We start from the raw sequence: 25,481 nt of genomic DNA, 5'->3' as shown, positions 1-25,481 counted from the left end.
TCCCTAAGATAGCCGCAGCGGCGCCTAGGCGTCGATGACCTCGGGGTTTTCGTGGCGTTGCGAGGCGAAACGGTAGCCCACGTTGCGCACCGTGCCGATGAGTTGTTCGTGGTCGGTGCCCAGCTTGGCGCGCAGCCGGCGCACGTGCACGTCCACTGTCCGGGTGCCTCCGTAGTAGTCGTAGCCCCAGACCTCGTGCAGCAGCTGCTCGCGGGTGAACACCCGCCCGGGGTGCTGGACCAGGTACTTGAGCAGCTCGAATTCCTTGTAGGTCAGGTTCAACGGGGATCCGTGGACCTTGGCGGTGTAGCTGGCCTCGTCGATCAACACGCCCGCGGCGCGGATCGGCGCGCCGGCGGTTTCCCCGTCGGGGGCCGAGCGGGCGATGGCCAGGCGCAGCCGTGCCTCGACCTCGGCGGGTCCGGCGGTGTCAAGGATCACGTCGTCGACCTGCCAGGATGCGGAGATCGCCGCCATTCCGCCCTCGGTCAGCACCAGCAGCAGCGGGCAGGCGATGCCGGTGGTGCGCAGCAACTGGCACAGCGTGCGGGAGGCTGCCAGGTCCTTGCGTCCATCGACCAGCACCACCTCGGCGCCCTCGGTGGTCAGCAGCGCCGCACCCTGGGCGGGCATGACGCGCAGCGTGTGGGAGAGCAGTCCCAGGGACGGAAGGATGTCGGACGAGGGCCCGGGGGCGTTGGTCAATAGCGCGATGACGGCCATCGATGCGATCCCTCCCACATGTTTGGGTTGCCGATTTCCCGGCGCGGGCAGCACATGCCGCCCAGACCCGAACCATCGGTGTTTACATCATGAAGTATAGATTGCCGTGCGTTTCCATTACGTTTCCGACGCTTGTAACACGCACTGCCGCCCGGCGTCCAAACGGGGTGTGAAGGGCGGGATAAGGCAGGATGTAACCTGTGAGACTCAAAGTTTTGGCCACAGGAACACTTGCCCTTGCACTGGTCGTCGGGGCGAACTTTGTGCCCGGTGCCACGGGCTGGCCGGCGCTCGGCGTCACCCTGGCGTTGCTGGCCGCGTTCGCGCTCGGCTGGCCGCGGCTGATGAAGGTGCCAGCGCCGAATCCGGTGTCCCTGGTGATCTTCCTGGTCGGCGCGGCGGCGGCGGTGCTGGGCCTCTGGGCGCGGCCGGGCCCGGGGCTGGGGTGGGTGGCACCGTCGCTGGCCGCCGGCCTCATCCTGATGTTCGTGACCCAGCTGGTGCGCGGCACCGACGCGCAGAAGCGACTGGAATCGGTGGCCACCGGCATCTGCGGCATGCTCATTGCCGCATTCGGCTCCGGCTGGGCGGTGCTGGGGACCGATCCCGACGGCCGTGCCGTGGCCCTGATGGCAGGGATCGCCATCCTGGGCGCAGCGGCGCCCGGGGTCTCGCGGCTGCCTGACCGCGTCGTCTTCCCGCTGGGCTTTGTGCTGGCAGTGCTCTTCGGCGGTGCCGCCAGCCTGCTGCACCCCGATCTCAGCGTGGTTCCGGGCCTGGTCCTGGGCGCGGCCTGCGGACTGGTCGTCGTGGGCACGCGGGCCATGCTCGTTTCCCTGGGCGGTCCCAAGGGGCCGGCGCAGATGGCCGCCGCCGCACTGGCCCCGTTGCTGGTCTGCGGATCGGTGACCTGGTACGTCATGTTGCTGTTGGTCTAGCCCCCGGGGGCCGGCGGGCCACCGCCACGGCCGATGTCATGAAAGGCCCGGGGTGCCCGCCGAACCGGTTAGGATGGTGGCATGAACGAATACCTTGGACTCGAAATCTTCTTCCTCTCGCTACTGACCCTGGCGGGCCTGGGCATGGCCGGCTTCGCCGGACTCGTCGTGGCGCGCCTCTTCAAGGGCCAGAAGTAAAGAACAAACAGCACTAGGAAGCGCGCGCATGGCAATCGAGATTCCCACCGACCTGACCCCCGAGCTGGTGCCGCTGTCGTGGCTGATCGGGACCTGGGAAGGCACCGGCCGCCTGGGCGCCGGCGAGGCGGACGACGAATTCTTCTTCCAGCGCGTGAGCTTCAACCAGAACGGCCTGCCGTTCCTGGAATACAGGTCGGAATCCTGGATCACCGACGAGCAGGGCAACACGTTGCGTCCGCTCACCGTTGAATCGGGATTCTGGTCCCTGGAGCGTCCCATGGTGGACGCCGACCTCGGACCCGGAATGACCCCCGGCGATGTTGTTCCCGCCCTGCGTTCGGCCCAAGACGTTGAAGACTTGCGCACCGACGAGGGCGGGTTCAAGATCCAGGTCGACATCGCGCACCCCGGGGCGATCTGTGAACTGTATTACGGCGTCATCAAGGGCCCGCAAATCCAGCTGGCCACCGACCTGGTGATGCGCGGAACCAACGCCAAGGACTACGCCTCGGCCACCCGGATCTACGGGCTGGTCAACGGGGACCTGTTCTGGCGCTGGGATGTATCCACCGGCGGCAACGACCTCAAGGCACACGCCTCGGCCGCCCTCAAGAAACAGGGATGACCACCATGGCGCTTTCGCCGTTGTTGACACGACCCGGCGCCGTCGCCGCGTCCGGGATCGATGAGGGCGTCGCCGCCCACTACGGGGAGCTGAACAAGGAGCAGCAGAAGCTGCTCGCCGGCACCGCGGTGGCCGACCTGTCCCACTTCGGGGTGGTGACGCTGTCCGGCGAGGACCGCCTCTCCTGGCTTAACACCCTCTCCAGCCAGTCCCTGACCGGGCTTCGCGAGGGCCAAAGCACCCAGACGCTGCTGCTCACGGTGCAGGGCCGCATCGAGTTCGACATCCGCGTGCTCGCCGACGCCGACAAGCTCTGGCTGGTCGTCGAGCCCGGCCAGGCCGAGCCGCTGGCCGCGTTCCTGACGCGCATGCGCTTCATGCTGCGCGTGGAAATCACCGACGTCTCTGCGGAATATGCCGTCGTGGGTGCCTGCGCAGCGCAGCCGGCCTTGGCGAAGTACCCGGTCTGGGTCGACCCGTGGCCCGGCGTCACCACCGGAGGCTACGCCTATTCGGGGCCCGAACACCCGGGGAACGAGCGCCCCTGGTACCTCTACCTGGTGCCCGCCGGCGAACTCGAGACGGCCGTGGCCGGTCTCCCGCTGGCCGGGATGCTCGCGGTGGAGGCGCTGCGCATCGCCGCCTGGCGCCCGCGCTTCGGCTTCGAGACCGATGAGAAGGCCATCCCGCACGAGCTGGACCTGATCCGCACCGCCGTGCACCTGGACAAGGGCTGCTACAAGGGCCAGGAAACCGTGGCCCGCGTGCACAACGTCGGGCGCCCGCCGCGCCGCCTGGTGTTCCTGCAGCTGGACGGCTCGATGCACACGCTGCCGGCCGTGGGTTCCCCGGTGATGGTGGGGGAGAAGGTCGTCGGCTCGCTGACCTCGGTGGCCACGCACTTCGAGGCAGGGCCCGTCGGGTTGGCGCTGATCAAGCGCAACATCGACACCGAACTCGAGCTGGAGGTCGTTGACGGCGAGGAGCGCTATGCGGCCAAGCAGGAAGTCATCGTGACCCCCGAGGCCGGGCAGATCGCCGGCCGCTTCACCGGGTTCATCCGCCCGCCGCGCTAGAAAACACTCCGTGATGCAGGACGCCCGGCCGGGGAATCGGCCGGGCGTTTTGCATGGATGAGCATGCACCAAAGCCCGGTGCGGTCCTTAAGATCGTGGGCAGGCAAGTCTGCGGGGCAGTCCTCGGGCGTTCATGCTGCGCTTTCCAACCGTTCACGTGGACCTCGTACCGTCGCCCGCATGCCTTCTTTCACATTCGGGCGCGTTCTCGCCCTCGCCGCCGCGGCCGGCGCGCTGTCCCTTTCCTTCACTCCCGCTGCCCTTGCTGCCCCTACGGAAACACACGCCGGCGCGCAGGACGGCGCAAAAACCGCGTCCCCCGGAAAGGGGCAGGGCACGGGCGCCGGGCGGTGCCACGCACCGGGCCAACCGCCTGTCCCGTCGGAGGAAGGCACCCTGGCCTACTTCCAGGACGCCCATGAGTACAGCCCGCGTGAGCACGCCGACGGCCACCGTGGAGGCATTGGCCGCCTTGCCACGGTTCTGGACCGCATCGAGGCCGCCAACGCGAACCCGGCGACGATCTTCGGCGGCGACATGGCCGGCGGCAGCCTGTTCGGCGGCGTCTACAAGGGGTTCCCGTTTGTGGAGGCGTTCAACGACCTTGGCGTGGACGCTGCCACCTTCGGCCAGCATGACTTCGACTTCGGGCTCCAGGCCGCGCTTGACCTCGTGGCGGCCTCGGAATTCCCGTGGATTGCCTCGAATCTCGTCTACAAGGACGGCAGCGGGTTCCTGCCCGGCGCCGTGGCCGGAAGCGTGGAAGCCGGCGAGCTGAGCGTCGGGGTCATCGGCCTCACCGGATCGCTGCAGAACAGCTCCGCCAATGCCGAGCTCAACCAGCGGCCCTACCTCGAGTCCACCCGGGCCGGAGTGAAACTGCTGCAGGAGCAGGACGTCGACGTCATCGTCGTCTCGGGCCAGATCGACCGGGCCGAAGGGCTCGAGCTCATGGCCCAGGTCCCCGAAATCCAGGTTCTCATGCGTGAGGAGAACAGCGGCTCGTCCCCGGCCGAGGCGCTCGAGCTGGGAGACGAGCGCCTGATGGTCACGGGCATGGGCGACTACGGCGTGGTCGCCGAGATCGACATCGCCAAGGATCTCTGCGGCAACATCAGCACGGGCGCCGTCCTGCACGACGTCGACGAATCGGTGGCCGAGCAGCCGTCGTGGGCGGCCAAGGCCGCCTCCTACGAGCACGACATGGAAGAGCGTCTCGACGCAAGGATCGGGACGGCGAGAGGCGACTTTGGCCGCCGTGCCGCCGGCGAGCTGGCCGCCGATGCCTTCCGCGACTACTACCAGGCCGACCTCGGCTGGGCGAACGGCGGCGGCATCCGCGCCGAGATCGACGGCGGCGATCTCTCGCTGCGCGACCTGCACGCCGTTTTTCCCTTCGGCAACCGGGCGATGCTCGTCGAGGTCACCGGTCAACAGCTGATCGAGGGCCTGAACCAGGGCGCCGACTCCAGTCCCGGCGGCTACGGGGGCTTCCCACGGGTTTCGGGCTTCACCTACACCTACTCCGAATCGGCCCCGGCCGGCCAGCGCATTGGTGAGGTTCTCCTTCAGGACGCGACACCTCTGGATCCGGGCGCCACCTACTCCTTGGCCATCACCAACTAAGTGGCAACGAACGGCGGTGACGGAGTGACGGCCTTCCTGAACGCCCCGATCGCGGTGTCGGCGGACGAGGGCACCGCGGATGTCAGCGCGCTGAGGGCGTATGTTCAGAAGCTTGGCACCGTGACGCCGAACGACATCCCGAGGGCAACCGTTCTCCCGTAGCCCAACGCCGGAATGTCCCGGGGGCCAGGGTTCGTGTGGGGGAAATCCCGGCCACCTCATTCGTGCCTGAGCCGGCGGATATGGCCTCAGGCCCCGTCGTGCAGTTTCAGCGACATCAGGGAACCGACCAGTTCGAATCCCAGCGAGGTGGCCAGGGCGTTGGCGGCGTCCTGCCCCTCCTTGATGCGCGCCTGCGGAATCAATCCCTCGCTCAAGGCGTCGTCCACCGCCAGCGCCGCGGCGTAGCGGCCCAGTCCGTGGCCGCGCAAGTGCGGGTGCGTGAGCACCGTGGTGTCGGCCAGCAGCCCGCCCGGTGCCCAATAGCCGGCACCGGCAACGGGCTCGGAGCGCGTGTCGGAGAACAGCACGAAGCACTGGTCCCAGCCGCCGAGCTCGGTGCTCGCGGCGTCGTCGCGCGGGGTGCCTTCGCGCAGCTCCGCCAGGTCCTCCACGTCGGTGGAAACGGTGATGTTCTCCGAATCCACGATGTCGAAGGGCGAATCGAGGTACGTCAGCGCATCGACGCCCAGCGAGCGGATCGACGGGGCCAGGCCGGAGGCATGCAGCAGCCCCAGCAGCCCCCGGTCATCGACGAAGTGCTGGTCGGCGGCCCCGCGCAGCAGCGGCAGGAATTGCTCCGGGGCGCGCACCACCTGGTGGTCGCCCAGGTGCAGCACCTCGACGCGGTCGGTGCCGATGGAGGGGACGAACAGGGACACCGGTGCACGGTCGGGTTGCAGGGCGGAGTCGGGCACGGAAAACTCGCGGGCCCAGGACAGCGCGATGATGGCACGGGTGCCAAATTCAAGATTCACGTGTTCGAGCCTAATGCAGGAGCGGGCAGCCAATGGCGTTCGGCGGCACAAGTCCCCGGTGTGAGGCGGGCAGGCCAAGGCGTGGCGCAGCGGATCAGCCGAAGAGGATCCGCGCCTCGTCGTAGCGGTCCTGCGGGACCCGCTTGAGGTTGTTCAGCGCTGCCTGGAACGGCACCCGGTTGATCTTGGTGCCGCGCAGGGCGACCATCGACCCCCAGGCCTCGTCGGCCACCGAATCCACCGCCGCCATGCCCAGCCGCGTGGCCAGCACCCGATCAAAGGCGCTGGGCACCCCGCCGCGCTGGATGTGCCCGAGCACCGTGGCGCGGGTCTCGATGCCGGTGGCGTCCTCGATGAAGGGTGCCAGCTGTTCGCCGATGCCGCCCAGGCGCGGGCGGCCGAAGGCGTCCAGCCCGCGCTCGGAGAACGCCCCGTCGGCGCCCTCGGGCACAAAGCCCTCGGCCACGACCACCAGCGGGGCGCGCCCGCGCTCGTGCGCCTCGCGCACCCAGGTGTAGATCTGTTCCATGGTGGTTGACTGCTCGGGGATCAGGATGGCGTGAGCGCCGGTGGCCATGCCCGCATGCATCGCCAGCCAGCCCACGTGCCGGCCCATGACCTCGGCGATCATGCAGCGGTGGTGGGATTCGCCGGTGGTGCGCAGCCTGTCGATGGCTTCCACGGCGATCTGGTTGGCGGTGTCGAAGCCGAAGGTGTAGTCGGTGGCGTCCAGGTCGTTGTCGATGGTCTTGGGCACCCCCACGATCTTCAGCCCGGCGTCGGTGAGCCGCTTGGCCCCGGCCAGGGTGCCCTCGCCGCCGATGGCGATCAGCGCGTCCACGCCGAGGCGTTCGAGGGTGGCCTTGATGTTCGCCGCCCCGCCGTTTTCGCCCTCGAAGGCATTGGTGCGCGAGGTGCCCAGGATGGTGCCGCCCTGCTTGGAGATGCCGCGGACCGCGGTGCGGGGGAGTTCGACGACATCGCCGTCCTTGACCCCGCTCCAGCCGTCGCGGAAGCCCACGAACTCGTGGTCGTAGCTCTTGATGCCGTTCAGGACGGCTCCGCGGATGACGGCGTTCAATCCGGGGCAGTCCCCGCCGCTGGTCATGATCCCGATGCGCATGCTCACTCAATTCCTTCGCTGCTCTACCACCGCGGCCGCGCAGTGCGGGACGGGGGTGTTTCCTGGCTTCCGGAGCGCGACGTTGAGCTCGCCAACAACCAGTCTAGCCACGGGACACTTGTGATCGCCAACACGGTGGGCAAAGTGCTACGCGCGCCCACACCTGCGCACACGCCGACGCCCGCCGGCCCAGGTAAGGGGGGCGGCGGGCGTCGGCGGCGGCGGGAAGCGATCCCCGCTAGCGGACCTGGCGGACCAGCTTCTGCAGCACGATCGAATCGTCCTGCGCCGGAAGCAGCAGCCAGGCCACGAGGTAGGCGCCGATGCCCAGGACCGGCAGCAGGAAGCTGAGCAGCAACCCGATGCGCACCAGGGTGACATCCCAGCCGAACTTCTCGGAAATGCCGCCGGCGACGCCTGCGACCAGGCGCTTGGGGCCGCGGCGGAAGGGGATCGAGCGAAGGGAATTGAAAAAGGTGTCCATGGTGTCAAAGTCTTTCATGCCGGAGCCGGAAATTGGCTGTGAAACGTGGGTGCGGTGAATCGGGGTGGATCAGCGGGTGCGGCGGGCGGCCAGGATCCCGGCGACGATCAGGATCAGACCGGCGCCTCCCACCAGGGAAATGAAGAGCAACGGCGCGCTGATCTGGAAGTTCAGCAGCAGGCCGGCCAGCAAGGCAATGCCGATGGCCAGCAGGATCAGGCCGAAGACCAGGGTCCCGGTGGGAAATTGCGCGGCGGGTTCGCCGCTGCCGTGCTGTTGTTCGGTGTGCTGGCTCATGGTGCCACCTCCGCTTTCGCTACGTTGATTTCGATGCTGCTGAATGCCCCGTCGATGTCCAGGCGAAGCTCAGGGCCGCCGAGGCCCTCGTTGAGCACGGTGGAGCCGTCGCGGATTTCGGCGGTGCTGCCGTTGATGCTCAGCGAGCCGAAGGCCCCCTGGGAATCGATGACCACCGGGATGTTGTCCGGGACCGTCAGCTCCATCGAGGAGAAGACGTTGTCCAGTTTCACGGTGGTGTCGGAGGTGATGGTCGAGTAGGAGCGCAGGTCCAGCTCCCCGGAATTGAACACGTTGGTGGTGCCGTTGCCCTCGGTGGTGGTGATGCCCATGAAGCCGTTCATCGGCCCCGAATCACGCAGCGATCCGCCGCCCCAGAACAGGGACAAGACCAGTGCGACGATGCCGAAGCCCACCAGTGCCCCGCCGGTGCGCTGGTTCAGCGCCGCCCCGATCAAGCCCAGGGCGATGACGATCAGCGCGATGGCGAAGCCCACCGCGACGGCGTCGGCCGGCAACTCGAGCATGCCCAGGTGGGACAAGCCGGTGACCAGCGCGAAGAGCAACACCGCGAGTCCCAGTACGATGGTTGCCGCATAGCCGGGCAGCGCCTTGTGGCGTGGCGGCTTGGGGACCTTGGGCACGTGGGGTGGCAGCGGGGCCGGAGGCGGGGGCCCGAATCCGGCTGGCCCCGGGGAGGCAGCCTGGGGTGATGGCATTTTCATGGTGTGCTCCTGGGTGAATGGTCCGTATTCCCGCATGGTGCCGGGCAGCGGCGTGGTCGGTGCCCCGCCGGCGCTCCCGGCGGGATCCGTGGGGTCGTTGGCGGACGCGCCGGATGCGCCGGATCCGTCCGCGCCGCCGGGCTCGGCGGAAACGCCGGGCTGGGCGACATTCCCGGGCTCGGTGCCCGGGCCTGCGGCGGATCGGCCGTCGGTGGGCCCGGATGATGCAGGGGTCCCGGGCTGTGGCGTGCCCCCGGCGAAGCTTTCTCGTCGGGAAAAGACCAGGAAGCCGATGCCCACGATCACCAGCAGCGTCCAGAAGCCGCCGTCCCACCAGCCGAAGAGTGCCGGGGAGCTGACGGCGCCGGCGATGAAGAAGAGCAGCGCCCCGCTCATCCCGCTGCTCCAGCGTCCCGCGATGGCCTCCTGCACGTGGATCCTGCCGTCGGTTCCGGGCATCAGCGCCCAGCCGACTCCGTAGACCAGCAGCCCCAGCCCTGCGACGAAGCACAGCGCCACCATGATGCCGCGCACCAGGACGGGGGAGATGCCAAAGCGCTGGGCGACCCCGGCGCAGACGCCGCCGACCCAGTGGTCCTCGCCGCGTTGCAGTCCCAGTTCCCTTACCCAGCGGAAAAACCCGTGTTCCATTGATGCTTCTCTCATGCTTCAATCCTCGTGCCTGCCGGGGTGCCGCCGCTATGGGGGTCGCCCCTGATTGAACCCTGAGGCCAACCCCGGGAAAGGCGCCTGCGGGCCCCAACCGGCCCGCGGGCGTGCTTGGATGGACATATGAGCCAAACACCTCTCCGTCCCGCGCTGCTGCGCGGGGAGACCCGCATCATCGCAGGGGTGTGTTCCGGGGTTGCCGCCCACCTGGGCCTGAAGGCCTCCTGGGTGCGCATCGGCTTCGTGCTGGCAGCCATGCTCGCGGGCGCGGGAATCGTGCTCTACGCCTGGCTGTGGATCTTCGTGCCGAGCGCACGGGATGCGCAGCGCGATGCCGCCCGCGGCACCGGAACCCGGCGCTTTTCCCTGGCCGAGGTACTCACCGACACCGGCGCGGCGGAGACAGCGGACCCGCTGGGGGCCGCGCGCCAGGCCTCCCTGCGCCAGGTCCTCATCGGGATCGCGCTGCTGGTGGTGGCGGCGCTCGGAGTGGCCCAGTTCCTCGGTGTCTCGATCCGCTGGGACCTGCTCTGGCCGGTGCTGGTGGTCATCGCCGGCGCCGTGCTGGCCTGGATGCAGCTGGACGAGGGCGGGCGTGCCGGGTTGCGCAAGAGCACCGGGGCCCTGGGCGCGGCGGGGCTCACCCGGCTGCTGGTGGGCGTCGGGTTGGTGGTCGCCGGGGTGCTGTTGCTCTTCAGCGGGGCCGTCGGCATCGGTTCCCTGCTCTCCGGGCTCGCGGTGGCGGTTGCCGTCATCGCCGGCCTGTTGCTGGTGTTGCTGCCCTGGGGGCTGCGCTTCTGGCGCGACTTCGTCTCCGAGCGCGCCAACCGGGTGCGGGCGGCCGAACGCGCCGACATCGCCGCGCACCTGCACGACTCGGTGCTCCAGACCCTCGCCCTGATCCAGAAGCGCGCCGAGGACCCCGCGAAGGTGCTGACCCTGGCCCGCGCGCAGGAACGCGAACTGCGCTCCTGGCTCTACGACGAGCACGAACGCAGCGAGGACGGCATCGCCGCCGCGATCCGGGCCGCCGCCGGGGAAATCGAGGAACTCTACCTGGTGTCCATCAACATGGTCGACGTCGGGGAGCACACCGGGGCACCGGGGCACGATGCGCTGCTCCAGGCCACCCGGGAGGCCATGGCCAACGCAGCCAAGCATGCAGGGGGCACCATCTCCGTGTACGTGGAGGCGGGGCCGAAGCGCATCGAGGTGTTCGTGCGCGACCGCGGCCCGGGCTTCGACCCCGCCACGGTCTCGGCGGACAGGCACGGGGTGCGCGAATCGATCATCGGGCGCATGGAACGCAACGGCGGGCACGCAGACATCAAGAGCAATGCAGGGGGCACCGAGGTGCACCTGACCATGGACGCACAAGACGGAGAAGACAATGACTGAACCGACCACCCAGACCGCACGCACGCCGGTGAGCGTGGTGGTGGTCGATGACCACGGGATCTTCCGTTCCGGGCTCAAGGCGGACCTGGACGCCCGCCTGAGGGTGGTCGGGGAGGCAGCCACGGTGGAGGACGCCATCGCCGTGGTGCATCGGGAAATGCCGGCCGTCGTGCTGCTCGACGTGCACCTGCCCGGCGGGCGCGGGGGCGGCGGCGCGGAGGTGCTGGCCGGCTGCGTGGACGTCTTCCCGCACGTGAAGTTCCTGGCCCTGAGCGTCTCGGACTCCGCGGAAGACGTGGTCACGGTGATCCGTGCCGGGGCACGCGGCTACGTCACCAAGTCGATCTCCGGGGCCGAGATCTCCGATGCCGTGCTGCGCGTTGCCGGCGGGGACGCCGTCTTTTCCCCGCGGCTTGCAGGGTTCGTGCTCGATGCCTTCGGCACCCAGGCCGCGATCAGCGCCGACGAGGAGCTGGACCTGCTCAGCGCCCGCGAACTGGAGGTCATGCGCCTGATCGCGCGCGGCTACAGCTACAAGGAGGTCGCCAAGGACCTGTTCATCTCGGTCAAGACCGTGGAAACCCACGTCTCCTCGGTGCTGCGCAAGCTCCAGCTCTCCAACCGTCACGAACTCACCCGCTGGGCCGTGGACCGCCGGATCCTCTAGGGCCGCGCACCTGCAGGGCGCCTCGAGCGGGCAGTCAAAAAGCCGTCGACCGGGCCCGCACTGCGGATCCGGCCGACGGCCTTGGAATTTCCTGCCGGAAACCCCCGGCGTGGCTACGTGGCTTGGCTACTTGGCCTCGCCGAGCAGGGTGGCCAGGCGGCCCACGCCCTCGGCCAGGTCTTCATCGCCCAGCGCGTAGGACATGCGGATGTAGCCCGAGGGGCCGAACGCCTCGCCCGGAACCACCGCCACTTCCACCTGTTCCAGGATCAGCGCAGCAAGCTCGGCACTGGTGTTGGGCACGACACCGCGGATTTCGCGGCCCAGCAGCCCGCGCACATCCGAGTAAGCGTAGAACGCGCCCTCGGGGACGGGGCAGTTCACGCCGTCGATGGCGTTGAGGGCCGCGACCATGGCCTTGCGGCGGCGGTCGAAGGCGGTGCGCATTTCGGCCACCGCGTCCAGTGGGCCGGAGACCGCTGCCAGGGCGGCGATCTGCGAGACGTTCGAGACATTGGAGGTCGCGTGCGACTGCAGGTTGGTGGCTGCCTTGATGACGTCCAGCGGGCCGGCCATCCATCCCACGCGCCAGCCGGTCATGGCGTAGGTCTTGGCGACGCCGTTGAGGATGATGACCTTGTCACCGAGTTCCGGGGCGGCGGTGGCGATCGAGGTGAAGACCGCGTCATCGTAGGTGAGGTGTTCGTAGATCTCGTCGGTGATGACCCAGAGGTCCTTCGACGCGGCCCAGCGACCGATCTCGGCAACCTGTTCGGGGGAGTACACGGCACCGGTCGGGTTCGACGGGGAGACGAAGAGCAGCACCTTGGTCTTTTCGGTGAGCGCTGCCTCAAGCTGGTCGATGGTGACCTTGTAGCCCTGCTCGGGGCCGGCAAAGACCTCCACCGGCACGCCGCCGGCCAGCCGGATGGCCTCCGGGTAGGTGGTCCAGTACGGGGCCGGGACGATGACTTCGTCTCCCGGATCCAGCAGGGTGGCAAACGCGTTGTAGACGGCTTGCTTGCCGCCGTTGGTGACCATGACCTGGGCGGCGTCGAGGCTGTAGCCCGAATCGCGCATGGTCTTCTCGGCGATGGCCGTGCGCAGCTCCGGCAAGCCGGCCGCGGGGGAGTAGCGGTGGTACTTGGGGTTGCGGGCAGCGGCAACCGCAGCCTCAACGATGTAGTCGGGGGTGGGGAAGTCCGGCTCGCCGGCGCCAAAGCCGATGACGGGACGCCCCGCCGCCTTCAGGGCCTTGGCCTTGCCGTCTACGGCCAGAGTGGCGGATTCTGCGATGGACCCGATACGTCGGGAAATGCGTGCCATGTCGTCGCTTCCTGGAAAGGGAGGTGTGGGTGAACGTATGATCCAAGCCTAGTCGGCGCGGGAGTGGGAGAACGATTATTTGTTGACACGCCGCCGTAGTGTGAAGTTCCCCCATCGCTTCGCGGCCGCCGCGACCGGCCGGTGGCGTGCTACTGCCCGGGCTCGCGGCCGTAGCGGTTCAGGAGCAGTTCCCTGGCCTGTTCAGCCTCGGGGTCCTCTTCCTCCTGCTGCTGGTGGCGTACCTGGTGCAGTTGGAAGTAGGCAGCCGCCCCCAGGAAGAGCACAGGAGTGGCGGCGAAGGGCAGGAAAAGGACCCCCGGTGAAGTCGATCAGCCCGAACTTCGCCCAGCCGGCCAGGACCAACAGACTGGTGCCCACCCACATCAGCAGGTTCGTGCCCAGGCGCATCGACCAGAAGACCAGCCCGATGCCGAGGTACCAGGACAGGGGCAGGGCAGACCACATGGTGAGGATGCCCACCAGAATCCCCAAGAGCAATTGCAGCAACAGGTGGGCGGAAAGGTCCCTCCGTCCGCGCAGGCACAGCCAGGTGCCGATGACGATCAACACCGGGACGCCAGCCAACAAAACCTGCGGCAAAATCCCGGCGGCAGGTGTATAGCGTGAGATGGCGCGCAGGATGGCATCGAGCACCGAGCCTCCGGCAAAGACCAGCAGGACCAGGGCGCTTGCATGGCCGGGGCCGGTGCGTCGGGGTGTCAGGGGGAACATGAACCCCAACCTAGCAGTCGCATTCGGTGGCCAAATGACGGGCGAAACGGCACCCGGAACTCCCGGTTCGACAATCGGCACATTCTTTGCGTAGACTTGTTCCTCGGTGTTGGAAAACATCTGGATCACCAAGTCCGCAAAGGATTTGTTGGTCCGCGAGCATCATGCTCGAAGGGTAGTGGCGCAATTGGTAGCGCAGCGGTCTCCAAAACCGCAGGTTGCAGGTTCGAGTCCTGTCTGCCCTGCGCAGTGGCAATCATCTACGGTTGCTCGGCGAATATTCACGTCACGGTGTGTTGTGGTCGATATGGCTGCGGCACACCGTGATTGTTTCATGTGGGATAATCTGAAACGAGGAATCGGTGACCGAAACGACTGCAAACGATTCGCACGGCGCTGGGCACAATAAGAAGCCGTCGAAGGCCGGTTTCTTCGCGGGATTGGCCCTCTTCTTCCGTCAGATGATTTCCGAACTGAAGAAGGTCGTCACCCCGACCCGCAGCGAGCTGGTCAACTACACCTTGGTAGTCATCGGCTTTGTGGTGTTCATGATGCTGATCATTTCCGCTCTGGACTTCGTCTTCGGCAATGGATCAATTCTTATCTTCACCAATTCGCCCGAACAGTAACACGGGACCATTCGCCCCACATTTCTGGTGAACCAGTAACAGAAAGCAGGAACCGCAGTGTCCGAGCAGGAACTCGAACCGCAGGCCACCGAAGTCATCGAAGGCCAGGCAGTAGAGGCTGATACCGATCAGGTGTCGGCCGATTCCGTCGTTTCCGAGGACGCCGAGCAGGCTCCCGAGGTTTCCGAGGACGCCGTCGAGGCAACCGAGGATGCCGAGCAGGATTCCGCAGCCGAGGAAACCCCGGCCGTGGATCCCATTGAAGAATTCCGCACCAAGCTTCGCCGCCAGCCCGGCGACTGGTACGTCATCCACTCGTACGCCGGTTACGAAAACCGCGTCAAGGTGAACCTCGAGACCCGTATCCAGACCCTGGGCATGGAGGAATTCATTTATGAAATCCAGGTCCCGATGGAAGAGGTCGTGGAGATCAAGAACACCACGCGCAAAATTGTGCGTCGCGTTCGGATTCCCGGCTACGTCTTGGTCCGCATGGAACTGACTGACGCTTCCTGGGGTGCGGTTCGCCACACTCCCGGCGTCACCGGCTTCGTCGGCAACGCCCACGATCCAGTGCCGCTGCGTCTCGAGGAAGTCTTCTCGATGCTCGAGCACACGATCGTCACCGAAGAAGAGGGCGAGCACAGCAAGCCCGGCCGCGCCCCGATCACCGAGGTCCACGTTGACTTCGAGGTCGGCGAATCGGTCATCGTCAACGACGGCCCGTTCGAGACGTTGCCGGCAACGATCAGCGAGATCAAGCTGGATTCCTCCACCTTGGTCGTCCTGGTTTCGATCTTCGAGCGCGAGACCCCGGTGACCCTGTCGTTCAGCCAGGTCACCAAGATCCAGTAACATTAAAGACTTCGTGCCTTCCCGGTTTGCTTTACCGGGAAACGGCATGACTCGGCCGCCGCGCCACGGCGGTCAACCCCCCGAGGCACGCTCCTGTGCAGCGGGGCAACGCAAAAGAAGAAGGACCCGACATGGCCCCCAAGAAAAAGGTCACCGGACTCATCAAGCTGCAGATCCAGGCAGGCGCCGCCAACCCGGCACCTCCGATCGGCCCGGCGCTTGGTCAGCACGGCGTCAACATCATGGAATTCTGCAAGGCGTACAACGCCGCCACCGAGTCGCAGCGCGGCAACGTGGTTCCGGTTGAAATTACTGTCTACGAAGACCGTTCCTTCACCTTCATCACCAAGACCCCGCCGGCAGCAGAGCTCATCAAGAAGGCTGCAGGCGTGCCCAAGGGTTCCGCTACCCCGCACACCGTCAAGGTTGCCAAGCTGACCCAGGCACAGGTTGAAGAGATCGCCACCGTGAAGATGGAAGACCTCAACGCCAACGACATCAAGGCTGCTGCCTTGATCATCGCCGGCACCGCCCGCTCCATGGGCATCACCGTAGAAGGCTAATTCCGCCTTCCACACCCGCGGACCTGGAAACCCAGGAACGCACCCCCAAAACAACCAAGTCGATGCGGAACCAGCCGGATGAACCCGGTGCACCGCATTGCAAGTGGCAGGGTCGCGCGCGACCCATACATGACCACGACTGCATAAGGAGAAAAAGCAGATGGCAAAGCGCAGTAAAGCATTCGTAGCCGCCGCGGCGAAGATCGAAGAAGACAAGTTCTACGCTCCGGCCGAGGCAGTTGCCCTCGCCAAGGAGATCGCCTTCTCGAAGGCCGACGAGACCGTTGAGGTTGCCTTCCGCTTGGGCGTTGACCCTCGCAAGGCAGACCAGATGGTTCGCGGCACCGTGATCCTTCCCCACGGCACCGGCAAGACCGCCCGCGTCCTCGTGTTCGCCAATGGCGACAAGGCAGAAGCTGCAATCGCAGCCGGCGCCGACTTCGTTGGCTCGGACGACCTGATCGCCAAGATCGCCGGCGGCTGGACCGACTTCGACGCAGCGGTTGCAACCCCTGACCTCATGGGTAAGGTTGGCCGTTTGGGTAAGGTTCTGGGTCCCCGTAACCTGATGCCGAACCCGAAGACCGGTACCGTGACCATGGATGTCGCCAAGGCCGTCAACGAGATCAAGGGTGGCAAGATCGACTTCCGCGTCGACAAGCACTCGAACCTGCACTTCATCATCGGCAAGGTTTCCTTCGATGCGCAGAAGCTTGCAGAGAACTACGCAGCAGCACTGGACGAGGTTCTTCGTTTGAAGCCTTCCTCCTCCAAGGGCCGCTACATCACCAAGGCCACCGTGGCCACCTCCTTCGGCCCGGGCGTCCCGGTCGATGCGAACGTGACCCGCGTGCTTTCCGAGGCCTAATAGCGCCTCTGCGTTCCGGACCCGGTACCGCCCCCAACGGGGGACTGGTGCCGGGTCCGGTCGTTTAACCGGCGGGGCGGCTGTATACGGATGGAGCGACGCATTCCCGGTGCCCATTCACGCCGGCGCCGATGCGGCGGCTCCGGAACGGATCAAGGTCCCGCATCGAACAAACCGGGCACGCGCGACCGGGTCGGGTGATCGGCGGGACCAGCGGCGAGTGCAGGGCCAAGGCACCCCATGTTTCACTTCATGCGCGAGCGACAGCACGCGGCTGCCGACATGCCGCTCGGCGATCGAGCGTCTTTACGCGTTGTCGCCTGACATGCCCAGAATCAAAGAGGGGATCCCGGTGAGCGGCGTCGATGTCCTGCCACATGGCCGGCGGCGCGGCGCCAGGATTGCGGATGCGGTTCCGGGGCAACCCGACAGGCACGTCGGGAACTATCGGCGGTTTGACCGAAGTCACGAAAATATCCAAAAATAGGAGTTGTGGGTCGCCACATTCCTGCTATGGTTAACTCGTCGCGATTTGATCGTGACCAGGTGACTCTGTCACCACACGCTTTATGGCGGAGACCCCAAGCCCCGCCCGAGCGTGTAACTGCAGCAATGCGTTCCCCCAAGTTGCATTGCTGCGTAGACGGGCCCCTCCCTTCCGCTATCCCCCAAGTTGCGGAACCCGAGGGGCCTGTCGTCTATCTGCAGCAAGTCCCCACCTCGGTTCCAGGGGGAGTTGCGGAGAACACGCCACCTCGATTTGGAGACCGTGGCACCACGCTGTTAGGCTTGGAATACCGAAGACCGTCGGTCGAGGATTGCTGTTTATGCGGTAAGACTCCGAAAGTCCCACAAGGACGACCTGCGCAGGTGAACGAAGTGAATTTGCCGCAATTTTGCGTCCTTTCCGCCCCGTGCATCTGCATGGGGCGTTTTTTATGTCAGTACTCCTGACCGGGCTGGATCGACTGGTTATCAGATCTATACCCCGGAAGGAGTGTTATGGCAACGCCGACTAAGGTTTCCGCAGTTGAGGAAATCACCGCCGACTTCAAGGAGTCGACCGCCGCTGTCCTGACCGAATACCGTGGGCTTACTGTTGCGCAGCTCAAGCAGCTTCGCCGTTCACTTGGTGCAGATACCAAGTACGCGGTAGTGAAGAACACCTTGACTGGTATCGCAGCAAAGGAAGCCGGCATCGAAGCATTCGAAGGCCAGCTTGCTGGCCCGACTGCAATCGCCTTTATCAAGGGTGATGCAATCGCTGCCGCTAAGAGCCTCACGGATTTTGCTAAGGACAACAAGCAGCTCATCATCAAGACCGGTTACTTCGAGGGCAAGGCCCTTGACGCAACCGAGGTTGCCGCTCTGGCAGCACTTGAATCGCGTGAGTTCCAGCTGGCACGTGTTGCCGGTGTGCTGCTGGCTCCGGCTTCCGCCGCTGTCCGCACCATCGAAGCACTGCGCGCAAAGCTCGAAGAAGCAAACGGTGGCGCTGCTGAAGCACCTGCCGAGGCCGAGGCACCCGCTGCCGAAGCCGCCACCGAAGAAGCCTAAGCTTTCTTCAACCCCTCACTCAAGTAACTTGCGGCACGAATGTGCCGCCGACGGAAAGGCTGCCCACCATGGCTAAGCTGTCCACCGAAGAGCTCTTGGAAGCCTTCAAGGAAATGACCATCATCGAGCTCTCCGAGTTCGTTAAGACCTTCGAGGAGACCTTCGAGGTCTCCGCAGCAGCTGTTGCAGTTGCTGGCCCGGCCGCCGGTGGCGCCGCTGAGGCCGAAGAGCAGACCGAATTCGACGTTATCCTCGAAGCTGCTGGCGACAAGAAGATCGCAGTTATCAAGGAAGTTCGTGCCTTGACTTCGCTGGGTCTGAAGGAAGCCAAGGAGGTCGTTGACTCGGCTCCGAAGGCCGTCCTCGAGGGCGCAACCAAGGAAGCTGCAGAGAAGGCAAAGGAGGCCCTGGAGGCCGCCGGCGCTCGCGTTACTGTCAAGTAACTCTTCGCTTCATTGCCTCTGGCCCGCAGACCTTTTTGGTCTTGCGGGCCAGAGGTCTTTAACCCACCGAATGCTCCTGGAAAAAAGCTTATGGTTTGCCCCGGTTGGGAGTGACCCTTACCACTTGGGGCCGCTTTGCTTTTGTTTTTTGCTATCGTAGATAACAGATAGGTAACGAACAGTGCCAAGGATTAGGGAGAGCATCGATGGCGGGGAACACAACGGCGCTCCTCAGTGCCCCGGCGGCATCACCCCTCAGTCAAACCGCCGAGGCCACACCGAAAAGCGCGCAGAAACCACCCCGGCTGGCGCTGCTGGACGGTCTGCGTTTCGCGGCCGCCGTCCTGGTGGTCCTGTTTCACTACACCGCTTGGCACCACGGTTTTTGGGGCACCGCCGAAGCCAAGGACGCCTGGCCTGTCCTGTCGAAGGTCACCGTCTATGGCAACATGGGCGTGCAATTGTTCTTCATCATCAGCGGATTTGTCATCCTGCTTTCCGCCTACGGCAAGGGTGCCGGACGGTTTATCGGATCGCGCGTGGGCCGGTTGTACCCGGCCTATTGGTTTGCGGTGTTGGCGACCGGATTCCTGGTGATCGTCATGTGGCCCCAGGTGGGGTCGGGCCTTGGCGGCAAGGAGCTGACGGCGAACCTCACGATGTTCCATCCGCTCATGGGATTGCGGCACATCGACGGTGTCTACTGGACGTTGTGGGTCGAGATGCGCTTCTACCTGCTCATCCTCGCGCTGATAATCCTGCGCCTGCTGACCATCCGCAGCATGACCATCCTTGCGGTGGTTTGGCCCGTGCTCGGCCTCGCGGCGCAACTCATGAACCGAGAGGCCGCCGCCGAGAACCTCATGAGCGATTATGCGGCCCTCTTTTCCGGCGGGATCGTCTTGTTCTTGATCTATCGCTTCGGGCACAGCATCCTGCGCTGGTCGGTGCTGGCGTTGAACGTGGGAATCGCCGCCTACTTCACCGGTATCAAGGGTCCCACCGAAGCGCTGGAACTGGTTGGCTATGTGGTCCCGGCCTGGCACTACTGGCTCATCATCGTGGGACTATTTGCCGCCGTGGCGCTGCTTTCGCTCACGCGCCTGGGCAATGTGCAGTGGAAGTTCCTGGGAATCCTGGGCGCGCTGACCTACCCGGTCTATCTGCTGCATCAGGTATGGGGCTGGTGGATGATTGACCACTTCGCTCCCGTGCTGGGCCAATACGTAACGCTGCCGCTGGTCATGGGCATCGTCTTCACTGTCGCTTTCCTGGTCCACCGTTTCATCGAGCGGCCTTCTGCCAAGCCGTTGGCGGCGGCCACCACCCGGGGACTTGGCTACCTCGGCGGCCGTCTCGCTCCTAGGAAGAAGGTCGCGACTCCGGCTCCGGGTCGCTGATGTCCGCCACTGTGGCATCCAGCGCGGCAATCAAGGCTGTCGAATCCACAAAGGCCGAATGCCCGTGTGCGCCGGCACCAATGCAGATCCTCCCCGGTTCCATGCCCAAGTCGGCGTAAACCGGCCACGGCGTGCTTGACCCGAGCGGAGTGATGGTGCCGCGCTCGTAGCCCGTTGCCGCGAAGGCAACGTCGGAGTGCGGCATGGACAACTTGTTCACGCCCAGCAGGGAACGCAGCTTGGGCCAGGAAATGACCCTGTCTCCGGGAATCAGGGCGAAGAAGAAAGATCCGTCCTTGTGCTTCACCACCAGGGACTTGATGATTTCGCGCGGTTCGACGCCCAACAGGCCCGCCGCCTCGGCCAGGCTCCGGGCCGGCGGACGGGAAACGACGTGGACATCCAGGCCGCGCTTGGCGGCGTCCTGTTGCATGCGGGCCACTCCCGCCGGAACCTGCTCTGCCACGGTCCTAGGCCTCCCGGCTCAACAGCAGGGCATCGCCTTGGCCTCCGCCGCCACAGAGGCTGACGGCGGTCTTGCCCGAACCGCGGCGCTTTAGTTCCATGGCCGCGGTCAGGGCCAGGCGCGCCCCGGAGGCGCCGATGGGGTGCCCCAGGGCAATCGCGCCGCCGTGGATGTTGGTCTTGTCCAGGGGGTATCCAAGGTCCTTCAGCGACTGGCATGCCACGGCACCGAACGCCTCGTTGATCTCGATGAAGTCGAGGTCCGAGGTCGCCCATCCCTGCTTCTTCAAGGCCGCGGTGATCGAATTCGATGGCTGGGAATGCAACGAGTTGTCGGGACCGGCGACCTGGCCAGCGGCGCCGATGGTAGCCAGGATCTCCAGGTTGCGGGACCGGGCGTACTCCCGCGAGGTGACGATGACGGCAGCGGCTCCGTCGGACAGGGGAGAGGAGTTTCCGGCGGTGATAGTGCCGTCCTTGGCGAAGGCCGGGCGCAACCCGGCCAGCGTCTCGATCGTCGCGTTCGGGCGGACGCCCTCGTCGGTGTCGACCACCAAGGTACCTCCCTTGCGTTGCGGGATGCTGACCGTCACGATTTCTTCCGCAAAGACACCTGAGTTGATGGCAGCAGCGGCCCGCTGGTGCGAAGCCGCAGCCACCTCGTCCTGCTGGGTGCGGGTCAGGCCCAGGACGGAGTTCTTGGCTTCGGTGCTCATGCCCATCGAGTTGCCGTCAAAGGCGTCGGTCAGCCCGTCGTGGGCGACGGAGTCGATGGCCGAGATGTTTCCGTAGGTCCAGCCCTGGCGCGAACCCGGCAGCAGGTGCGGCGTCTGCGACATGGATTCCTGGCCTCCGGCAACCACGACGTCGGCGTCGCCCACGCGGATCAACCGGGCGGCGTCGGTGATGGCGGCAAGCCCGGAGAGGCAGACCTTGTTCAAAGTCGTCGCATTGACGTCCCAGCCGATCCCGGCGGTAATGGCGCTTTGGCGCGCAGGGTTCTGCCCGCAGCCGGCCTGGACCACGTGGCCCATGATCACCGCCTGCACCTCGGCTGCGGGGATTCCGGACCGCTCCAGTGCACCACGGATGGCGGCCGCCCCCAGTTCGACGGCACTGAGGCTGGAAAGTTGGCCGTTGAGCCGGCCAAAGGGCGTGCGGGCACCTGCGACCAGCACGGCGTCTCGTGGTGAGGACATGATCGGAATCTCGCTTTCGGGTAGTACCGGGAATAAGTACTTACCTCTAGGCTAGCGCGATGTGGTTTGCGCCACAGAACTTCCATCCAATGGTGACGGAACTCTCATCCCGTTCCCGGCCTGGGGTGCCGGGTTGCACGCGGGCCGCTGGACATGGTAAGTCCCATGGTGTAACGTGGAACTTTGCGTCTTCTCTTTTCATCTCCGGCCTTCATATAGCGGTGGGCCTGCTCAGCGGTGCTGTGATCAGTGAAACTCTTCACAGAGAGACGACGCCGGAAACCTGACGGTCTGTGGAAGGATCCATCTTGGTCGCCTCGAGCACCTCTAACAACCAAACCGCTAGTTCGGCCCGCAGCGCGGAATATGCTGGCCGACTTTCTTTTGCAAAGATTCACGAACCACTTGACGTCCCCAACCTGCTGGCACTGCAGACCGAGAGCTTTGACTGGCTCATCGGCAACGAGCGCTGGAAGAACCGTCTGGCGTACGCCCAGACCATTGGTGACACCAGTGTAGCCAGCATCTCTGGCCTGGCCGAGATCTTCGAAGAGATCTCCCCGATTGAAGACTTCCAGGAGACCATGTCCCTGAGCTTCTCGGAGCCGGAGTTCGCTGATCCGAAGTACACCATGGCCGAGTGCAAGGACCGCGACGCCACGTACGCCGCTCCGCTGTACGTCAAGGCCGAGTTCATGAACAACAACACGGGCGAAATCAAGCAGCAGACCGTGTTCATGGGCGACTTCCCGCTGATGACCGACAAGGGTACCTTCATCATCAACGGCACCGAGCGTGTCGTGGTGTCCCAGCTGGTTCGTTCCCCGGGCGCCTACTTTGAGCGCACCCCGGACAAGACCAGTGACAAGGACATCTTCACCGCGAAGATCATCCCGTCGCGTGGTGCCTGGTTCGAACTCGAAATCGACAAGCGCGACCAGGTCGGCGTCCGCCTCGACCGCAAGCGCAAGCAGTCGGTCACCGTCCTGCTCAAGGCCCTCGGCTGGACCGAAGGCCGCATCCTGGAAGAGTTCGGACAGTACGACTCGATCCGCGCGACCCTGGAGAAGGACACCACCGATACCCAGGAAGAAGCCCTCCTGGATATCTACCGCAAGCTTCGCCCGGGCGAGCCGCCGACGGTCGATGCAGCACAGGCGTTGCTCAAGAACCTCTACTTCGAGGCGAAGCGCTACGACCTGGCCAAGGTTGGTCGTTACAAGATCAACCGCAAGCTCGGTGTCGACACCCCGCTGAACAGCCCCGACGCCTCGGTCCTGAACATCGACGACATCGTCGCGATGATCAAGTTCCTGGTGGCGCTGCACGCCGGCGAGAAGACCACCCCGGGCATTCGCGACGGCAAGCCCGTCGACCTGACCGTGAGCATCGATGACATCGACCACTTCGGCAACCGTCGCATCCGCGCCGTGGGCGAATTGATCGAGAACCAGGTCCGCACGGGCCTGTCCCGCATGGAGCGCGTCGTTCGCGAACGCATGACCACGCAGGACGTCGAGGCGATCACCCCGCAGACGCTGATCAACATCCGTCCGGTTGTTGCGGCGATCAAGGAGTTCTTCGGAACCTCCCAGCTCTCGCAGTTCATGGACCAGAACAACCCGCTGGCCGGTTTGACGCACAAGCGTCGTCTCTCCGCGCTGGGCCCGGGCGGTCTGTCCCGTGACCGTGCAGGCATGGAAGTCCGAGACGTCCACCCGTCCCACTACGGACGCATGTGCCCGATTGAAACCCCTGAAGGCCCGAACATTGGCCTGATCGGTTCGTTGGCGACCTATGGCCGCATCAACGCCTTCGGCTTCATCGAAACCCCGTACCGCCAGGTCGTCGATGGCCGGGTCACCGGCCAGATCGACTACTTGACGGCCGACGACGAGCTCGATTCCTTCATCGCACAGGCCAACGCGCCGCTGGGCGAAGACGGAAGCTTCCTCGAAGAAGGCGTCCTGGTCCGTGAAAAGGGCGGTGGAGGCGAGCCTGTCATCGTCGAGCCGTCCGAGATCGAGTACATGGACGTTTCCCCGCGCCAGATGGTGTCGGTGGCAACCGCCCTGATTCCGTTCCTCGAGCACGACGATGCCAACCGCGCACTGATGGGCGCCAACATGCAGCGCCAGGCCGTGCCGCTGCTGGCCTCCGAATCCCCGCTCGTGGGTACCGGCATGGAGAAGTTCGCAGCCGTGGATGCCGGCGATTCCGTCGTTGCCACCACCGGCGGTGTCGTCTCCGAGGTCTCGGCCGACCTGGTCACCGTCATGAACGATGACGGCACCGAGGCCGCATACCCGATCATGAAGTTTGCACGCTCCAACCAGGGCAACGCATACAACCAGCGCGTGATGGTGTCCGAGGGCGACCGGGTTGACTACAACTCGATCATCGCCGACGGCCCGTCCACCGACAAGGGCGAGCTCGCCCTGGGCAAGAACCTCCTCGTGGCGTTCATGTCCTGGGAAGGCCACAACTTCGAGGATGCAATCATCCTCTCGCAGCGCATGGTCTCCGACGATGTGCTGACCTCGATCCACATCGAGGAGCACGAAGTCGACGCCCGCGACACCAAGCTTGGTGCCGAGGAGATCACCCGGGACATCCCGAACGTCTCCGAGGAAATCCTGGCGCAGCTCGACGAGCGCGGCATCATCCACATCGGTGCCGAGGTCGAAGCCGGCGACATCCTCGTCGGCCGTGTCACGCCCAAGGGCGAGACCGAGCTGACCCCGGAAGAGCGCCTGCTGCGCGCCATCTTCGGTGAGAAGTCCCGCGAAGTTCGCGACACCTCGCTGAAGGTTCCGCACGGCGAGTCCGGCGTGGTCATCGGCGTACGCATCTTCGATCGCGACAACGACGACGACCTGCCCCCGGGCGTCAACCAGCTGGTCCGCGTTTACGTGGCCCAGAAGCGCAAGATCACCAACGGTGACAAGCTCGCTGGCCGCCACGGCAACAAGGGCGTCATCTCCAAGATCCTGCCGATCGAGGACATGCCGTTCCTGGAAGACGGAACCGCCGTCGACATCGTCCTGAACCCGCTGGGTGTTCCGGGTCGAATGAACGTCGGACAGGTCCTGGAAATCCACCTGGCCTGGGCTGCGAAGCAGGGCTGGAAGATCGAGGGCGAGCCCGAGTGGGTCAAGAACCTGCCGGCCCTCCCGCGTGAAATGGGATCCACCAAGGTTGCCAGCCCCGTCTTCGACGGTGCGTCGGAGGACGAAATCCGCGGGCTGCTCGACCACACGGCAGTGACCCGCGACGGCGTCCGCCTGATCGGCAACTCCGGAAAGGCCCGTCTGTTCGACGGCCGCTCCGGCGAGCCGTTCCCGGATCCGGTGTCCGTGGGCTACATGTACATCTTGAAGCTCCACCACCTGGTGGACGACAAGATCCACGCCCGTTCCACCGGTCCGTACTCCATGATCACCCAGCAGCCGCTGGGTGGTAAGGCACAGTTCGGTGGTCAGCGCTTTGGTGAAATGGAAGTGTGGGCCCTGGAGGCCTACGGTGCCGCATACACCTTGCAGGAACTGCTCACGATCAAGTCCGATGACATCCACGGTCGCGTGAAGGTCTACGAGGCAATCGTCAAGGGCGAGAACATCCCGGAACCAGGTGTCCCGGAATCGTTCAAGGTCCTGATCAAGGAAATGCAGTCGTTGTGCTTGAACGTCGAGGTCCTCGGAACCGACGGCCAAACCATCGAAATGCGAGACTCGGACGAAGAAGTCTTCCGGGCCGCGGAAGAACTCGGCATCGACCTTTCCCGGTCGGAGCCGAACTCCGTCGAAGAGGTCTAGTTCCCACCCCGTGTTCGCGGGTCGGGGGAGTGCGGGGGGCCAAGCGCCCCCGGCACTCCCCGGCCCGGAACACGCCACGGAACTGGATTTCTTCCAGACC

24 protein-coding genes and 1 tRNA gene are annotated in these 25,481 nt (G+C 65.4%); 15 read left to right on the top strand and 10 right to left on the bottom strand.

Annotated features, from left to right (window positions below; all coding sequences use genetic code 11):
- Positions 1 to 24 precede the first annotated feature (24 nt).
- Positions 25 to 723: a winged helix-turn-helix transcriptional regulator gene (locus tag ABD687_RS07255; protein ID WP_264270807.1), complete on the bottom strand. Its 699-nt coding sequence runs from the start codon at positions 721 to 723 to the stop codon at positions 25 to 27.
- Positions 724 to 923: 200 nt separating this feature from the next.
- On the opposite strand from ABD687_RS07255, the gene ABD687_RS07250 reads away from it, so the two are divergent.
- The 4 genes from ABD687_RS07250 to ABD687_RS07235 all read left to right on the top strand — a co-directional run bounded on the left by ABD687_RS07250 (position 924) and on the right by ABD687_RS07235 (position 5,189).
- Positions 924 to 1,661 carry a hypothetical protein gene (locus ABD687_RS07250; RefSeq protein ID WP_310292399.1) on the top strand — a complete coding sequence of 246 codons (738 nt, stop codon included), beginning with the start codon at positions 924 to 926 and terminating at the stop codon, positions 1,659 to 1,661.
- Positions 1,662 to 1,887: 226 nt separating this feature from the next.
- Positions 1,888 to 2,487 carry a heme-binding beta-barrel domain-containing protein gene (locus tag ABD687_RS07245; RefSeq protein ID WP_264270809.1) on the top strand — a complete coding sequence of 200 codons (600 nt, stop codon included), beginning with the start codon at positions 1,888 to 1,890 and terminating at the stop codon, positions 2,485 to 2,487.
- On the top strand, positions 2,484 to 3,563 hold the full coding sequence (gene ygfZ / locus ABD687_RS07240) for a CAF17-like 4Fe-4S cluster assembly/insertion protein YgfZ (protein WP_310292402.1): 1,080 nt from the start codon (positions 2,484 to 2,486) through the stop codon (positions 3,561 to 3,563). Before ABD687_RS07245 ends, ygfZ begins: the two co-directional genes overlap by 4 nt.
- A 180-nt stretch (positions 3,564 to 3,743) precedes the next feature.
- Positions 3,744 to 5,189 (top strand): bifunctional metallophosphatase/5'-nucleotidase, encoded by a 1,446-nt coding sequence (locus ABD687_RS07235; RefSeq protein ID WP_310292404.1) that lies wholly within the window; start codon positions 3,744 to 3,746, stop codon positions 5,187 to 5,189.
- A 248-nt stretch (positions 5,190 to 5,437) separates the two neighbouring features.
- Here the strand turns inward: ABD687_RS07235 and ABD687_RS07230 are convergent, their stop codons facing one another.
- The 5 genes from ABD687_RS07230 to ABD687_RS07210 all read right to left on the bottom strand — a co-directional run bounded on the left by ABD687_RS07230 (position 5,438) and on the right by ABD687_RS07210 (position 9,461).
- Positions 5,438 to 6,166: a GNAT family N-acetyltransferase gene (locus ABD687_RS07230; RefSeq protein ID WP_264270812.1), complete on the bottom strand. Its 729-nt coding sequence runs from the start codon at positions 6,164 to 6,166 to the stop codon at positions 5,438 to 5,440.
- A 94-nt stretch (positions 6,167 to 6,260) separates the two neighbouring features.
- The gene (locus tag ABD687_RS07225; protein WP_302266429.1) at positions 6,261 to 7,289 is read right to left on the bottom strand and encodes a 6-phosphofructokinase; all 1,029 of its coding nucleotides are present in this window, start codon (positions 7,287 to 7,289) and stop codon (positions 6,261 to 6,263) included.
- Positions 7,290 to 7,527: 238 nt separating this feature from the next.
- Positions 7,528 to 7,773 (bottom strand): PspC domain-containing protein, encoded by a 246-nt coding sequence (locus ABD687_RS07220; RefSeq protein WP_310292406.1) that lies wholly within the window; start codon positions 7,771 to 7,773, stop codon positions 7,528 to 7,530.
- Positions 7,774 to 7,842: 69 nt separating this feature from the next.
- On the bottom strand, positions 7,843 to 8,070 hold the full coding sequence (locus ABD687_RS07215; protein WP_264270814.1) for a hypothetical protein: 228 nt from the start codon (positions 8,068 to 8,070) through the stop codon (positions 7,843 to 7,845).
- Positions 8,067 to 9,461, bottom strand: a complete 1,395-nt coding sequence (locus ABD687_RS07210) for a PspC domain-containing protein (protein WP_310292409.1) — start codon at positions 9,459 to 9,461, stop codon at positions 8,067 to 8,069. Before ABD687_RS07210 ends, ABD687_RS07215 begins: the two co-directional genes overlap by 4 nt.
- 126 nt (positions 9,462 to 9,587) lie before the next feature.
- Here ABD687_RS07210 and ABD687_RS07205 point away from each other — a divergent pair, with 126 nt between their 5' ends.
- Together ABD687_RS07205 and ABD687_RS07200 are read left to right on the top strand one after the other, a co-directional pair.
- The gene (locus ABD687_RS07205) at positions 9,588 to 10,862 is read left to right on the top strand and encodes an ATP-binding protein (RefSeq protein ID WP_310292411.1); all 1,275 of its coding nucleotides are present in this window, start codon (positions 9,588 to 9,590) and stop codon (positions 10,860 to 10,862) included.
- Positions 10,855 to 11,529 carry a LuxR C-terminal-related transcriptional regulator gene (locus tag ABD687_RS07200; protein WP_264270817.1) on the top strand — a complete coding sequence of 225 codons (675 nt, stop codon included), beginning with the start codon at positions 10,855 to 10,857 and terminating at the stop codon, positions 11,527 to 11,529. Before ABD687_RS07205 ends, ABD687_RS07200 begins: the two co-directional genes overlap by 8 nt.
- Before the next feature lie 126 nt (positions 11,530 to 11,655).
- Here the strand turns inward: ABD687_RS07200 and ABD687_RS07195 are convergent, their stop codons facing one another.
- Positions 11,656 to 12,855 (bottom strand): pyridoxal phosphate-dependent aminotransferase, encoded by a 1,200-nt coding sequence (locus ABD687_RS07195; RefSeq protein WP_310292413.1) that lies wholly within the window; start codon positions 12,853 to 12,855, stop codon positions 11,656 to 11,658.
- Positions 12,856 to 13,056: 201 nt separating this feature from the next.
- Entirely contained in the window at positions 13,057 to 13,587 is a 531-nt protein-coding gene (locus ABD687_RS07190; RefSeq protein ID WP_310292415.1) for a hypothetical protein, read from the bottom strand.
- Between the two features lie 172 nt (positions 13,588 to 13,759).
- Between ABD687_RS07190 and ABD687_RS07185 the strand changes: the two genes are divergently transcribed.
- From ABD687_RS07185 to ABD687_RS07150, 8 genes are all read left to right on the top strand, one after another.
- Positions 13,760 to 13,832 (top strand) — tRNA-Trp (locus tag ABD687_RS07185).
- Between the two features lie 117 nt (positions 13,833 to 13,949).
- Positions 13,950 to 14,216, top strand: coding sequence for a preprotein translocase subunit SecE (gene secE, locus ABD687_RS07180; protein ID WP_264270820.1), 267 nt, complete (start codon positions 13,950 to 13,952; stop codon positions 14,214 to 14,216).
- Positions 14,217 to 14,273: 57 nt separating this feature from the next.
- Positions 14,274 to 15,071, top strand: coding sequence for a transcription termination/antitermination protein NusG (gene nusG / locus ABD687_RS07175; RefSeq protein WP_264270821.1), 798 nt, complete (start codon positions 14,274 to 14,276; stop codon positions 15,069 to 15,071).
- 131 nt (positions 15,072 to 15,202) lie between these two features.
- Positions 15,203 to 15,634 carry a 50S ribosomal protein L11 gene (gene rplK / locus ABD687_RS07170; protein WP_217389408.1) on the top strand — a complete coding sequence of 144 codons (432 nt, stop codon included), beginning with the start codon at positions 15,203 to 15,205 and terminating at the stop codon, positions 15,632 to 15,634.
- A 160-nt stretch (positions 15,635 to 15,794) separates the two neighbouring features.
- Positions 15,795 to 16,502, top strand: coding sequence for a 50S ribosomal protein L1 (rplA, locus tag ABD687_RS07165; RefSeq protein WP_217389409.1), 708 nt, complete (start codon positions 15,795 to 15,797; stop codon positions 16,500 to 16,502).
- Between the two features lie 1,002 nt (positions 16,503 to 17,504).
- Complete coding sequence (gene rplJ / locus ABD687_RS07160; protein ID WP_264270822.1) at positions 17,505 to 18,059, top strand: 50S ribosomal protein L10; 555 nt, start codon at positions 17,505 to 17,507, stop codon at positions 18,057 to 18,059.
- 68 nt (positions 18,060 to 18,127) lie between these two features.
- Positions 18,128 to 18,502 carry a 50S ribosomal protein L7/L12 gene (gene rplL, locus ABD687_RS07155; protein WP_264270823.1) on the top strand — a complete coding sequence of 125 codons (375 nt, stop codon included), beginning with the start codon at positions 18,128 to 18,130 and terminating at the stop codon, positions 18,500 to 18,502.
- A gap of 206 nt (positions 18,503 to 18,708) precedes the next feature.
- A complete protein-coding gene (locus tag ABD687_RS07150; RefSeq protein ID WP_302265162.1) occupies positions 18,709 to 19,902 on the top strand; it encodes an acyltransferase family protein in 1,194 nt (397 codons plus the stop codon).
- Here ABD687_RS07150 and ABD687_RS07145 read toward each other — a convergent pair.
- A complete protein-coding gene (locus ABD687_RS07145; RefSeq protein WP_302266430.1) occupies positions 19,865 to 20,335 on the bottom strand; it encodes an aminoacyl-tRNA deacylase in 471 nt (156 codons plus the stop codon). The two genes, ABD687_RS07150 and ABD687_RS07145, sit on opposite strands and share 38 nt — an antisense overlap.
- Positions 20,336 to 20,372: 37 nt before the next feature.
- Positions 20,373 to 21,566, bottom strand: coding sequence for an acetyl-CoA C-acetyltransferase (locus tag ABD687_RS07140; RefSeq protein WP_302265163.1), 1,194 nt, complete (start codon positions 21,564 to 21,566; stop codon positions 20,373 to 20,375).
- 308 nt (positions 21,567 to 21,874) lie between these two features.
- On the opposite strand from ABD687_RS07140, the gene rpoB reads away from it, so the two are divergent.
- Entirely contained in the window at positions 21,875 to 25,381 is a 3,507-nt protein-coding gene (gene rpoB, locus ABD687_RS07135; RefSeq protein ID WP_264270826.1) for a DNA-directed RNA polymerase subunit beta, read from the top strand.
- Positions 25,382 to 25,481: the final 100 nt, after the last annotated feature.

The sequence above is a fragment of the Paeniglutamicibacter sulfureus genome (assembly GCF_039535115.1).
Classification (GTDB): domain Bacteria; phylum Actinomycetota; class Actinomycetes; order Actinomycetales; family Micrococcaceae; genus Paeniglutamicibacter; species Paeniglutamicibacter sulfureus.
The sequence above is the reverse complement of the archived record's forward strand: the minus strand, read 5'-3'. Positions and strand labels throughout refer to the sequence as shown.